At 71.2% G+C, this 12,678-nt stretch carries 13 protein-coding genes; 5 read left to right on the plus strand and 8 right to left on the minus strand.

Features of this window, described 5'->3' with window-relative positions; translation table 11 throughout:
- Window positions 1–105: 105 nt before the first annotated feature.
- From ASD48_RS38675 to ASD48_RS38685, 3 genes are all read right to left on the minus strand, one after another.
- The gene (locus tag ASD48_RS38675; RefSeq protein ID WP_020126569.1) at window positions 106–1,146 is read right to left on the minus strand and encodes an ABC transporter permease; all 1,041 of its coding nucleotides are present in this window, start codon (window positions 1,144–1,146) and stop codon (window positions 106–108) included.
- A gap of 2 nt (window positions 1,147–1,148) precedes the next feature.
- Window positions 1,149–2,723, minus strand: coding sequence for a sugar ABC transporter ATP-binding protein (locus ASD48_RS38680; protein ID WP_057606590.1), 1,575 nt, complete (start codon window positions 2,721–2,723; stop codon window positions 1,149–1,151).
- A gap of 104 nt (window positions 2,724–2,827) precedes the next feature.
- On the minus strand, window positions 2,828–3,880 hold the full coding sequence (locus ASD48_RS38685) for a sugar ABC transporter substrate-binding protein (protein ID WP_057606591.1): 1,053 nt from the start codon (window positions 3,878–3,880) through the stop codon (window positions 2,828–2,830).
- 868 nt (window positions 3,881–4,748) lie between these two features.
- Here ASD48_RS38685 and ASD48_RS38690 point away from each other — a divergent pair.
- Genes ASD48_RS38690 through ASD48_RS38700 form a run of 3 tightly spaced genes read left to right on the plus strand, consistent with a single transcriptional unit; the run spans window position 4,749 to window position 7,704 of the window.
- Entirely contained in the window at window positions 4,749–5,600 is an 852-nt protein-coding gene (locus tag ASD48_RS38690; protein ID WP_057606592.1) for a fumarylacetoacetate hydrolase family protein, read from the plus strand.
- Window positions 5,601–5,611: 11 nt separating this feature from the next.
- A complete protein-coding gene (locus ASD48_RS38695; RefSeq protein WP_057606593.1) occupies window positions 5,612–6,949 on the plus strand; it encodes an L-fuconate dehydratase in 1,338 nt (445 codons plus the stop codon).
- Entirely contained in the window at window positions 6,946–7,704 is a 759-nt protein-coding gene (locus tag ASD48_RS38700) for an SDR family oxidoreductase (protein WP_057606594.1), read from the plus strand. Before ASD48_RS38695 ends, ASD48_RS38700 begins: the two co-directional genes overlap by 4 nt.
- On the opposite strand, the gene ASD48_RS38705 is transcribed toward ASD48_RS38700, so the two are convergent.
- Both ASD48_RS38705 and ASD48_RS38710 read right to left on the minus strand, forming a co-directional pair.
- On the minus strand, window positions 7,699–8,835 hold the full coding sequence (locus ASD48_RS38705; RefSeq protein ID WP_057606595.1) for a DMT family transporter: 1,137 nt from the start codon (window positions 8,833–8,835) through the stop codon (window positions 7,699–7,701). The genes ASD48_RS38700 and ASD48_RS38705 overlap by 6 nt on opposite strands.
- On the minus strand, window positions 8,832–9,476 hold the full coding sequence (locus tag ASD48_RS38710) for a TetR/AcrR family transcriptional regulator (RefSeq protein WP_199876176.1): 645 nt from the start codon (window positions 9,474–9,476) through the stop codon (window positions 8,832–8,834). The genes ASD48_RS38705 and ASD48_RS38710 overlap by 4 nt, the downstream gene beginning before the upstream one ends.
- Window positions 9,477–9,632: 156 nt before the next feature.
- On the opposite strand from ASD48_RS38710, the gene ASD48_RS38715 reads away from it, so the two are divergent.
- A complete protein-coding gene (locus ASD48_RS38715; RefSeq protein WP_057606596.1) occupies window positions 9,633–10,598 on the plus strand; it encodes a YihY/virulence factor BrkB family protein in 966 nt (321 codons plus the stop codon).
- A gap of 83 nt (window positions 10,599–10,681) precedes the next feature.
- Here ASD48_RS38715 and ASD48_RS38720 read toward each other — a convergent pair whose 3' ends face one another.
- Both ASD48_RS38720 and ASD48_RS38725 read right to left on the minus strand, forming a co-directional pair.
- Window positions 10,682–11,110 carry a DUF6003 family protein gene (locus tag ASD48_RS38720; RefSeq protein ID WP_057606597.1) on the minus strand — a complete coding sequence of 143 codons (429 nt, stop codon included), beginning with the start codon at window positions 11,108–11,110 and terminating at the stop codon, window positions 10,682–10,684.
- 127 nt (window positions 11,111–11,237) lie between these two features.
- Window positions 11,238–11,927, minus strand: coding sequence for a hypothetical protein (locus ASD48_RS38725; protein WP_057606598.1), 690 nt, complete (start codon window positions 11,925–11,927; stop codon window positions 11,238–11,240).
- A gap of 215 nt (window positions 11,928–12,142) precedes the next feature.
- On the opposite strand from ASD48_RS38725, the gene ASD48_RS38730 reads away from it, so the two are divergent.
- Window positions 12,143–12,373, plus strand: coding sequence for a hypothetical protein (locus ASD48_RS38730; protein WP_057606599.1), 231 nt, complete (start codon window positions 12,143–12,145; stop codon window positions 12,371–12,373).
- 41 nt (window positions 12,374–12,414) lie between these two features.
- Here ASD48_RS38730 and ASD48_RS38735 read toward each other — a convergent pair whose 3' ends face one another.
- On the minus strand, window positions 12,415–12,642 hold the full coding sequence (locus tag ASD48_RS38735; RefSeq protein ID WP_057606600.1) for a DUF2945 domain-containing protein: 228 nt from the start codon (window positions 12,640–12,642) through the stop codon (window positions 12,415–12,417).
- Window positions 12,643–12,678 lie beyond the last annotated feature (36 nt).

Genomic DNA, 12,678 nt, shown 5'->3' on the forward strand with positions numbered 1-12,678 from the left:
CCCTGGTCCGTCAGTGCCACGAGGGGTGCCTTGCTGTCCCGAAGGAACACGGCGGAACCCCCCCGCGGCCCCGGAACGAGCCGCGCGACGCCCCGGCTACCGCGTCTACTCCTGCTTCTCGCCGGAGGCGAAGCGGGAGATGATCAGCGCGACGATGATGATCGCGCCGTTGAGGAACTGGTTCCACAGCGGCGGTACGCCCGCCAGCGTCATGACGTTGACGACCAGCTGGAGGGTCAGCACTCCGGTGAGCGCGCCGAATACCGATCCCTTGCCCCCGTTGAGGCTGACCCCGCCGATGACCGTCGCGGCGAAGACCTGGAAGATCCAGCCGCTGCCCTGGGTGGCGGAGATGGAACCGTAGTGGCCGCTGTAGAGGATGCCGGCGAACGCGGCCAGCAGGCTGCCGATGATCAGGACGACCCAGACGATGCGGTCGACCCGGATACCGGCGGTCCGGGCGGCCTCCGCGTTGCCGCCGATCGCGTAGAGCGCCCGTCCGTGCCGCAGCCAGGCCAGCGCGCAGCCGCCGGCGGCGAACAGCACCGCGCAGATCCAGATGGCGGCGGGGACGCCCAGCCAGGAAGCCTTGCCCAGGTAGGTGAAGGAGGGGGGCAGGTCCACGATGGACTGCCCTTCGGAGAGGGCGACTTGGAGTCCGCGCAGCATGGTCAGCCCACCGAGCGTGACGATGAACCCGTTGAGGCGCAGCTTGAGGATGAGGAAGCCGTTGAGGGCGCCGATCGCCACCCCCACGAGCAGACAGAGCGGGATCGCCGTCCACTGCGGAAGGAGCCCCAGGCCGTTGAACCGGCCGCCGCTGGTGGGCAGGACCAGCCAGACGGCGATGACGGGCGCCACCCCGATCGTGGACTCCAGGGACAGGTCCATCCGGCCGACGATCAGGATCAGCGCCGTGGCGAGGACCAGCAGGCTCAGCTCGGTGGACTGCTGGGCCACGCCGATCAGGTTGTCGGAGGTGAGGAAGGCCGGGGAGACGATGAACCCGATCAGGCCGAGGACCAGGATGGCCGGGACCAGGGACAGTTCACGGAAGCGGCCGAGATCGAGTCCGCGCCGGGTGCCCTTGGCGGTCGTCTGCCCCACGCTCGCTGCGGGGTCGGTGACATCGGTGGTGGCGGACATGACTACCTTCCGTGCTCTTCGGTGTCGGCTGCTGCGGGGGTACCGGCGACGCCCTCCATGGCGGCGACCATCTGTTCGTCCTTCCAGCCGCGGTCGAACTCCGCGACCACGCGGCCGTGGAACATGACCACGACCCGGTCGCACGCCCTGAGATCGTCCAGTTCGTCGGAGACGATCAGCGCGGCCTTCCCGGTTTCGGCGACCTCACGGATCCTCGCGAGCAGGAACTCCTTGGACTTGACGTCCACTCCGTTGGTGGGCCGGATGGCGACCAGGACATCGGGGTCGGTGGCCAGGGCCCGGGCCACGACGACCTTCTGCTGGTTGCCGCCGGAGAGCGCGGAGACCGGGGTGCCCTCACCCGGCGTCTTGATGTCGAGATCGCGGATCATGCGCCGGGCGAAGGTCCTGGTGCGGGCCGGCAGGACGGTGCCGAACGGGCCGAGCTGGTCGGTGACGGTGAGGGTCGCGTTCTCCGCGACGCTGCGACCGTGGACGAGACCCTGGACGTGCCGGTCCTCCGGCACCAGGCCGACGCCCGCGGTGAGGGACGCCGGGACACTGCCGGTACGGACGGTACGGCCGCCGACCGAGATCCGGCCTCCCTCGGCGCGGTGCAGTCCGGCGACGGCCTCCCCGACCTGGACGTTGCCGCTGGCCGTCGCGCCCGCGAGGCCGACCACCTCACCGGTGCGGACGGAGAGCGACAGGTCTCGGCAGGTGCCGGTCAGGGTCAGCCGGTCGACGTCCAGGAGCACCTCGGCGCCGGCCCGGGAGACCGTCCTCGCCCCGTCGGCACCCGTCGTCGTGGCGGACTCGCCGGTCATGGCCTCGACCAGCTCGTGCTTGCCGAGTCCGGCCACCGCCGCGGTGCGGATGTGGGCCGCGTCGCGGTAGACGGTGACCGTCGAGCACAGGTCGTAGACCTCTTGCAGGTGGTGAGAGATGAAGAGGAAGGCGACGCCCTGCCGCTGGAGGTCCCGGAGCTTGTCGAAGAGCCGGTCGATTCCGCGGGCGTCCAGCTTGGCGGTCGGCTCGTCCAGGACGATGAACCGCGCCCCGAAGGACAGGGCCCGTGCGATCTCGACGAACTGCCGCTGTTCCACGGTCAGATGCCGGGCCCGGACCGTGGGGTCGACGTCCACCCCGTACTCGCCGAGGAGCTGCTCCGCGCGCTGCCGCAGGTCCTTCCAGCGGATGGGGCGCAACGCCGCGTCGCTCTGCCGGTTGAGGAAGAGGTTCTCGGCGACGGTCAGATCCCCGATGATCGTGGACCGCTGGTAGACACAGGCCACCCTGGACCGCCAGGCGTCGATGTCACCGAAGGCGGGCGCCGGTTCGCCGGAGAAGCGCAGGGTGCCGGTGTCGGGCTGCTGGAGTCCGGTGAGGACGGACACGAGCGTCGACTTGCCCGCGCCGTTGCGTCCGACCAGGGCGTGCGACTCGCCCTCGGCGATGGTGATGCGGGCGTCGCGCAGAGCGACGGTGGCGCCGTACCGTTTGCTGATTCCGGTCGCCTCGGCCACCGGGGCGCGGCTCACGATGCCGGTCGCCGGGGCGGTCGCGGAGTCCGCCATGGTGAATACCGTCCTTCTGGTCCGGATGCGGGGCTGCGGCGGGTCGGGCGGGCGGGGGGTCGGGTGCGCCGGCCCCTCCGCGGGCCCGCCGTCGGGGCCGGTCGCTAGCCGACGTTGTTGCCCCACAGCGTCTTGTCCTCGACGTTGTCCTTGGTCACCAGCGGGGCGGGCAGCTGGTCCTCGAGACCGTTCGGGATCTCGATGATCGTGGAGTCGTGGTCGGTCTTCCCCGCCTTGAAGGTCTTGCCGTCGGCCGCCGCCTGGGCGTAGTACAGCGCGTACTTGGCGTACAGGTCGGCGGGCTGGGAGACGGTCGCGTCGATCTGTCCCTTGCGGATCGCGTCGAACTCCTGCGGAATGCCGTCGTTGGAGATGATCGAGATGTGCCCCTTCTGGCCGGCCGGCTTGAGCAGCCCCTTCTGCTCCAGCAGGGCCAGGGTCGGCTGCAGGAACACACCGCCCGCCTGCATGTAGATGCCGTTCAGGTCCGGGTGCTGGGCGAGCAGGCTCTGCAGCTTGGCGGAGGCCACGTCGCCCTTCCAGTCGGTGGGCAGCTCGAACACCTTGATCTTCGGGAACTTCTCCTTCATACAGGCGGCGAAGGCCTCGGAGCGGTCGCGCCCGTTGATGGAGTCGAGGGCGCCCTGGAGTTCGGCGACCTTGCCCGTGCCGCCGAGCTGCTTGCCGAGGAACTCGCAGGCCTTGGTGCCGTACGCCTTGTTGTCGGCGCGCACGACCATGTAGACGTCGCCCTTGTCGGGGCGGGTGTCGACACTGACCACGGGGATCTTCTTCGAGGCGAGCGTGTCGAGCGTGGAGGCGATGGCACCGGTGTCCTGGGGCGCCATGACGATCGCCTTGGCGCCCGTGTTCTGGAACACCTGCACGTTGGCGACCAGCTTGGTGACGTCGTTCTGCGAGTTGCTCAGCGGCAGCGCGTTGACGCCGTCGGCCTTGACGTCCTTCTTCACGTAGTCGGCGTAGGAGTTCCAGAAGTCCGAGTCGGAGCGCGGCAGGTCGATGCCGACGGCGGGCTTGTCCGCGCCGCCCGCCGCACCCGAGCTGCTGCTCTCGCGGTTGCACGCGGTGACGAGGGCGAGGGTCACGAGGACGGTGCCGGCGGCTGCGGCGGCGGAACGGGTGCGAGCGAGCTTCATGGCCGTGTGTTTCTCCTTAGCCAGGGCAGGGCGGTGCGCGGCGGCGGCAGAGGCGTCCGCGCCCGGTGGGCGGGACGGGACTCGCACCGTGAAGGTGGCCGCTGCCGAAGGCATGCGCGGACCGTGCCGGCGGGGATGGGATGAGGGTGAAGAGGAGGGCCGAGAAAGCGGTACTGAACAGCCGAGAGAGCCAGCGAAGCTGATTCCTCCGATGTATCCGGGACGACGTGGACGTTACGACGGCGTTGCCGACGTTGACAAGAGTCCGTCCCCCAACGATTTCCACGGCCGGGCCCCACCTACGGCCACCAGTCCGATCGACGACCTTGATCACATCCATTCGATCGGATCTGACCTGGGCTTTTCCTCCGCCGTGCGCTCGGGCCGCGACAGGTTCCGGCGTTCACGATTCGACACGGCCTCGCGTGCGGATAAGACGCCCGAGAGCTCCGGGGCGCCGAGGCGCCACCGCGACGGACGCCTGGAGCGCCCCCGATGGCGGGGGCCGCCGCCGTCGCGCGGAAGAAGCCGTCGATCCGCCACGCGACACACTCGGCGGACATTCGTCCGATGGCCCCCGCCAGGCACGCGAGGCTTCCTCGCTGAATAAGGACGAATCACTGTGCTTTTCGGCGAGGACGACCGAGCCGCGGGCGGATACATCCGAGGACTGCATTGCCGAGACGCGAGTAAGCCTTTACAGTCACGGAGTCGTCAGTCCTCCGATGAATGCTGATCGAGTCGGCGCCGTCCGCGTGATCCGGCCGGTGACCTGCGCGAAACGGGCCTGCCCCCCGCACGCCCGGCGGCGCTTCACGGCACCGGAGCGCACTCGCGGACGAAGCACCCATGACAAGGGAGTTGCTCAGTGAAACTGCTACGCGTCGGCCCCCCGGGAGAGGAGCGGCCCGCGGTCCGCGTCGACGGCGACCGGCTGCTGGACCTGAGCCCGGTGACCCCCGAGATCGACGGCGCCTTCCTCTCCTCCGGAGGTGTCGAGCGGGCGCGTGCGGCGGTCGAGAACGGCGCGCTGCCGGAACTCCACGCGGAAGGGCTGCGCGTCGGCGCGCCCGTCGCCCGGCCGGGAAAGATCGTCTGCGTCGGTCTGAACTACCGTGACCATGCCGCCGAGACCGGGGCCGCGATCCCGGCCCGTCCTGTGGTCTTCATGAAGGACCCGGGCACGGTCGTCGGCCCCTTTGACGAGGTGCTGGTCCCGCGCGGCTCCCGGAAGACCGACTGGGAGGTCGAACTCGCGGTCGTCATCGGCCGGCGCGCCCGCTATCTGGCGGGTCCCGAGGAGGCTCCGGGGGTGATCGCGGGATACGCGGTCAGCCACGACGTCTCCGAGCGGGAGTTCCAGCTCGAGTACTCGCCGCAGTGGGACCTCGGCAAGTCCTGCGAGACCTTCAACCCGCTGGGCCCGTGGCTGGTCACCGCCGACGAGGTCGCCGACCCGCAGGACCTGGGACTCCGGCTGACCGTCAACGGTGTCAAACGGCAGCACGGCCACACCCGGGACATGATCTTCCCGGTCCACCACCTCGTGTCGTACCTGAGCCGGTACATGGTTCTGGAGCCGGGTGACGTGATCAACACGGGTACGCCCGCGGGTGTGGCCCTCGGCCTGCCCGGCACTCCCTACCTCCGTCCCGGCGACACCGTCGAGCTAGAGATCGACGGGCTCGGCGGCCAGCGGCAGACCTTCGGCCAAGCGTGAAAGGCACCCCCTTGTCTGGAACTTCCGCCCGGATCATCTCGGTCGACACGCACGACATCCGCTTCCCCACCTCCCGGGAACTGGACGGCTCCGACGCGATGAACCCGGACCCCGACTACTCCGCCGCCTATGTGGTGCTGCGCACCGACGCCGGCGACGGGCTCGAAGGGCACGGCTTCACGTTCACGATCGGGCGCGGCAACGACGTCCAGGTCGCGGCGATCGGCGCTCTGCGCCCCCATCTCCTGGGCCGTTCCGTCGAGGAGCTGTGCGCCGATCCGGGATCGCTCAACCGCGACCTGATCGGCGACAGCCAGCTGCGCTGGCTCGGCCCCGAGAAGGGTGTCATGCATATGGCGATCGGGGCGGTGGTGAACGCTGTGTGGGACCTCACCGCCAAGCGGGCCGGGCAGCCGCTGTGGCGTCTGCTCGCCCAGGCCGACCCCGAATGGCTGGTCTCCCAGGTCGACTTCCGCTACATCAGCGACGCCCTGACCCCCGAGGACGCCCTGACCCTGCTGCGGGACGGACGTGCCGGACTCGCCGAGCGCGAGGCCGTCCTGCTGGAGCGCGGCTATCCCGGGTACACCACCTCGCCGGGCTGGCTCGGCTACTCCGACGAGAAGCTCACCCGACTCGCCAAGGAGGCGGTCGCCGACGGCTTCACCCAGATCAAGCTCAAGGTCGGCGCCGACCTGGCGGACGACATCCGGCGACTGCGCACCGCCCGCGCCGCCGTAGGTGACGGCATCCGTATCGCCATCGACGCCAACCAGCGCTGGAACGTCGGCGAGGGGATCGAGTGGGTCCGGGCCCTCGGGGAGTTCGACCCGTACTGGATCGAGGAGCCCACCAGTCCGGACGACATCCTCGGCCATGCCGCGATCCGTGCGGCCGTGGCGCCCGTACGGGTCGCCACCGGTGAGCACGTCCAGAACCGCATCGTCTTCAAGCAACTGCTCCAGGCCGGGGCCCTCGACGTCCTCCAGATCGACGCCGCTCGCGTCGGCGGGGTCAACGAGAACCTGGCGATCCTGCTGCTGGCCGCGAAGTTCGGGGTGCCGGTGTGCCCGCACGCCGGCGGAGTGGGGCTCTGCGAGCTGGTGCAGCACTTGTCGATGTTCGACTACCTGGCCCTGTCCGGTACCACCGAGAACCGGGTCATCGAGTACGTCGACCACCTCCACGAACACTTCGTGACCCCGGTGGTGATCCGCGACGGCCACTACTGCGCGCCGCTGTCCCCCGGCTTCTCCGCCGCGATGCACCCCGGGTCCCTCGCCGAGTACCGCTACCCCGACGGCACCTTCTGGGCCGCCGACCTCGCCGAAGAGGAGACGACCCCGTGACCGGGCTGTCAGGTCTCAGGGCTCTCGTGACCGGCGGCGCGTCCGGCATCGGACTGGCCACGGCAGGGCTGCTGGCCGAGCAGGGTGCCAGGGTCGCCGTACTCGACCGGGACCCCGCCGGGGCGGCGGATCCGTTGCTCGCGCTCAAGGCCGACGTCACGGACGACGCCTCGGTACGGGCGGCGGTCGAGGAGGCGGCCGGGCGGTTCGGCGGCCTGGACATCCTCGTCAACAACGCCGGTATCGGTGCCGCCGGAACCGTCGAGGACAACCCCGACGAGCAGTGGCACCACGTCCTGGACGTGAATGTGATCGGCATGGTGCGCGCGACCCGTGCGGCCCTGCCGTATCTGCGACGCTCGTCCCACGCCGCCGTGGTGAACACCTGCTCCATCGCCGCCACGGCCGGCCTGCCGCAACGCGCCCTGTACTCCGCCGGCAAGGGCGCGGTGCTGTCGCTGACCCTGGCGATGGCCGCCGACCACGTCCGCGAGGGCATCCGTGTCAACTGCGTCAACCCCGGCACCGCCGACACGCCCTGGGTGGCCAGGCTGCTGGACGCCGCCGAGGATCCCGAGGCCGAACGCGCGGCGCTCCACGCCAGGCAGCCGATCGGCCGTCTGGTCACCGCGGACGAGGTCGCCGCCGCCATCGTCTATCTCGCGGGTCCGGCCGCCGCCGGTGTGACCGGGACCGCCCTGGCCGTCGACGGCGGTATGCAAGGGCTCAGGCTCCGCCCGGCCGCCGGGTCATGAGACGTCGTTCGGCGCCGATGCGGGCGCTGTCGGCATCGCCGTCGGCGTCGGCATCGGCGGTGGAGCGGCCCGAGCCGGGGCCGCGGTACCGGTCGGTGGAGTCGTACCGGTCGGTGGAGCGGCAGAGGCCGATGGGGCGATGCGCGTCGGCGGAACGGCACGGGTCGGTGACGCGGCGCGGGTCGAAGGCGCGGTACGCGTCGATGGGGCGCTACGGGTCGGTGCGGTGAGTACGGCCAGGCAGCCGACGACCAGGGCGATGCCGGTCCAGCCGAGCGGCGGCAGGCGTTCGCCGACGACCAGTACGGCGAGCACGGCCGCGACGGCGGGTTCCAGCAGCGAGAGCGTGGTCGCGGTGCTCGCCGGGACGTGTGCCAGGCCCCAGCCGAACAGGACGTAACCGGTGAACATGGGGACCAGGGCCATATAGCTGCCGACGGCCGCGTTGGACCAGGAGCCCAGCAGTGGGGCGCCGGTGGCTACCAGCACGGGCAACAGCAGCAGGCCGCCCAGCCCGAAGACGGCGCCCATGGCCGCGCCGGAGGTGACCCCCCGGCTGATCAGACGGTGGGCCGCCCAGGAGTACAGGGCATAGGTGAGACCTGCCACCAGGCCCAGCCCCACGCCGAGCACGGTCGTCCGCACCGAATGGACGCCTGGTCCGGAGTGCGCCTCGGCCGCTTCGGCCACGCACAGCAGAACCGTTCCCGACAGGCCCAGAGCGGCGCCGGTCATCCAACGGCGCGTCAGGCGGCGCTTGTCCACCACGCGTTCGATCAGGGCCGACGCGAGAGGGGCCGAGCCGATCGACACCACGGTCCCGGCGGCGACCCCGGCCAGGTGCATGGAGGAGTAGAACGCCAGTGGATAGGCCCCCACCGCCAGCGCGCCGAGCGCGACCACCCCGCGCCGCGCGCGCAGCGCGGACCTCTCCCGGGCGATACGAGGGGCGGCGACGAGGGCCTGGAGGAGTCCGCCCAGGCCCATGGCGGCGGCCCCGATCGCCAGGGGGCCCACGGCGGGTGCGAAGGTCGCGGCCGTACCCGTGGTGCCCCACAGCACCGACGCCACGAGCACGCACAGCGAGCCCGCGGCCACCGAGCCGACCGCAGGTCCGGCGGACCGCGTCACGGCCGGTCCAGCAGCTTCGCCGCCATGGTCCGCGCGTGCTCCAGCCGCGTGCCCGCGCCCTCCAGGCCGGCCCGTGCCGTCGCGCCCTCCAGCAGGAACGACAGATGCTCCGCCAGCGTGCGGGCCTCCTCGGGCCGGTCGGGCAGGAGTTCCCCGAGATGCCCGGCGAGCAGGGACTCGACCTCCTCCTTGTGCCGGCGCACCACCTCGCGCCCCTCGTGCCCGGCGGGCAGCTCGGCGGCCGCGTTCAGCAGTCCGCACCCGCGAAAGCCGTGCTCGTAGGCGAAGGCGGCGTGATCGGCGTACGCGTCGAAGACGGCCAGCACACCGCCGCGACCGTCCCGGACCCCCTCGAGCCGCCGGCGGTACAGGCCCAGCCACTCCTCGTGCCGCGCGTCGAGGTAGGCCATCACCAGATCGGCCTTCGAGGAGAAGTTGTTGTACAGACTCATCTTCGCCACCCCCGCCTCGGCGGTGATCGTGTCGATCCCCGTCGCCGACACGCCGTCCGCGTAGAAGCGGCGCGCGGCCGCGGCGAGCAGCCGTGCGCGCGCCTTCCCCGGCCCCTTCGTGGGCCCTTTCGCGGGCGTCTTGGTGGGCGCCTTGCCGGGTCGCGACGCGGCGGTGGGGGTGTCACTCATTCCGTTCCCTCCGGTTCTAGGTAGGTCAGTCTACCTAGAACCGGATCGCTCGACGCATCCCACTGGTCGCCGAACCGATTCCGGCGGCGGTGCGTGACCGAGGTCCACGGGGCAACAGGACAGGGAGCGATCGCGCGACAAGGGAGCGTCCACGTCATGGGAACCACCGTCCACGTCCCCCAGACCCGGGACATGATCGGGGAGGAACTCTCCGGAGACGAAGCGTTCACCGCGCTGCGCCACTACGGGGGGCTGCGGCTGCTGACCGACTCCTTCGCCCGGTTCCGTTACGCGGACGGCTTCACCAACGCGCGGGCGCTCGCCTTCCAGGTGGTGCTGGGCCTGGTGCCGTGCACCGTGGCGCTCGTGGGGCTGGCCACCTCGGTGCACACGGAGAGCGTGGGCCGGATCATCGAGCTGACCCTCGGCCGGATCGTGCCGGGAGCCAGCGCCGAGATCGTCGAGGACGCCTTCGACGGGACGCGGCGCAGCGCCCACGGCGACGTGTGGAGCACGGTCGCCCTCTGGCTCGGGCTGGCCTTCGCCTTGCTGAACCTCGCCTCGGCGATGGGACAGATCGAGCGGGGTGCCAACCGTATCTACGGCATCGAGCGCGACCGCTCCTTCCCCCGGAAGTACGGCCGGGCGCTGATCCTGGCGCTGTCGGCCGGTCTGCCCCTGGGGCTGGGGTTCGTCGTACTCGTGGCCGGCGAGGCGGTCGGGGACGCGGTCGCGGAGACCGCGGGGCGGGAGGGCGGTGGGCCGCAGTGGTGGGGTGTGCTCGACCTCCCCGTGGGGCTCGCGCTGGCCTGGGTGGCCTCCGCCGTGATCTTCCGGTGGTCGCCGCGCCGTAGGCAGCCGGGCTACACCTGGCTGGCCTTCGGCTCCGCCGTCCATCTCCTGCTGTGGATCGCGGCGACCTGGCTGCTCGCCCTGTACGTCGAGAAGAGCGGTGCCTTCGGTGCCCTGTACGGGCCGCTCACCGCGTTCATCGCCCTGCTGCTGTGGGCCAACCTCACGGCTGTCGCGCTCTTCCTCGGCATCGCGTTCGCCGCGCAGCTCGAAGCGGCCCGGGCCGGTGTCGCATCGGCCGTGCGGCCGGACCCCGGCCCGGGGGCGTGACGCGCCGCTTCACACCCTCCGCCCAGGTCGGCCGCCCGTCGTCCGACCGCCGTCGCCCCACTGTCGCGGTCACGGCCGGCGTGTCACCGACCGCCGGCCGCCGCGGTCACCGTCGCGGGATCCACACCGGTCAGTTCCGCGACGCGGTGCGGCGGCACACCGGCGGCCAGTGCCCGCGCGATCAGCTCGTCCCTGCCGTCGGCGCAGTCGCGGTAGGCGAGCAGCTCGTCCTCGACCCGGGCGTGCGTCCCCGGCGCCATCCGGTGCCGTACACGGCTCAGTTCCTCCTCGCTCAGCGGGACCGGCAGCCGTTCCGCTCCCTCGGGGACGACCGCCCTCTCCTCCGGCGGCACGAGTCGCAGACGAGGGGACGCAGCCGTGCATCCCTGTGCGTTCAGCCACGCGCGTACCGCCGTCGTGTCCATGCAGGCGAGGTCACCGACGGCGGCCGGCGCCACCCCGAGCACCACGTCGGCGTCGTCCAGCAGAAACAGGTAGGCCTCGTCGGTCATGCTCGGCTCCTTCTCGTCGGGAGACATCCGGCCACCACGGAGGGGGGCCGATCGACGTCCCTCTACCCCACGACACCCGGATTACCGTCAGCTCCCGGCAACGTCACCCACCCGTCGCTCCCGCCCGTCAGGGATCGGCGCCCTGGTCCACGGCACGGTCCCGGCCCACGGCACGGCGCACCACCAGGCTCTCCACCCCGTACGACAACTCGGTGGCGGCATCGTCCGGAGGCGGGTGGTAACGGCCCGCGCACACCGAGAGGTTGACGATGAGATAGGCGTGCCAGGAGGACCCGACACCCCGTCCGTCGGCGAAGACGCGCTCCCCGTTCAGCGACCAGACGACGCTGCGCCTGCCGAAGGTGACGCTCAGATCGATGACGCCACCGGGGCTGACGGCCTCGTCGCGTACGTAACTGTGCGCCTCGCGCACGTGGTTGCTCAACTCCAGCAGATCGGGGTTGTCCGGGTGGTACTCGAACACGTCCACCTCGTTGCCCCCGTCCCGCCAGGTCCAGATCGCCGGCCAGGCACCCACCCCGATGGGCAGGCGCACCCTGGTGTCGAGGCGGTCTCCGGTGCGGACCATGAAGCCCTCGGCGCTCTCCTCGGTGGTCAGCAGGCCCGCGTCCCACAGTCCGTCGGCTCTGCGGGTGGCGCGGAACGTGCCGGAGCGGGAGTACGAGGGGTCGGCCGTGAGGTGGTCCAGTTTGTTGTCGCCGGGGTTGGTGGGGCCGCCGTCGGGATAGGCCCAGGAACGGCCCGCCACCCACTGACGGTCGGAGGAGAAATCTGCTGTGAAGACGACTGCGCTCACCCGAGGGCTCCCTCTGTCGCCGGATACGGCATCACATGCCGGATTTCTCCCCAGCGCGGCCAGGGCCATGCGACGCCCGGATCCGCCCGACCCGCGATTCACCCGTTCGGCGGAGAGCGCACCGGGCGCGCGGCCCGGACGGCGTCCGTATCGGGCGCGCGCCCTGCGCAGTCGGCCCGCATGCGCTTGTTCAACGAGGGGCGCACGCTGTTGGCATGGGCCTTGCGCACCCCGTCGTGATCTATCCACCCGCCGCGGACGGCGGGCGGCGGGTACGCGCCGGTGACCACTTCCTGGGAATGGCGTACGGCCTGCTGGACGTCGCCGAGTTCCTCCGGACGACCGGACTGGACGACGCCGACGAGGCCTACGTCGAATCGTCCCCGCTGATCGAGTGGCGGGGCGGCGGCCCGAAAACCTGGGAACACGGACCGGACCGCCGCTGAGCCCGTCCCGGGGTCGGTGGCCTGCTGTTGCCCCGCCGCCGTCAGGACCGCTCGCCCTTTCTGCGCAGGGCGGCGGGCTTGTGTACGGCGGAGCGTCCGGTCTTGTCGCTCTCCACCTCGTACTGCGGTTCCTCAGGCGAGGCATCCACCGTGCGGCCGGCCGCTTCCGTACGTTCGGTGATCTTCCTCTTCACCTTCCCGGTCACGTTCTGGCCGTGGCTCTTCCAGGAGACCTGGTCGCCCTTGCTCGGGTCGTCCTTCTTCGGCATGGCGTTCTCCTCGACCGAATGCCGCGCCGCGCCCCG

Origin of the sequence: Streptomyces sp. Root1310 (genome assembly GCF_001426425.1) — a bacterium.
Taxonomy (GTDB): Bacteria; Actinomycetota; Actinomycetes; order Streptomycetales; family Streptomycetaceae; genus Streptomyces.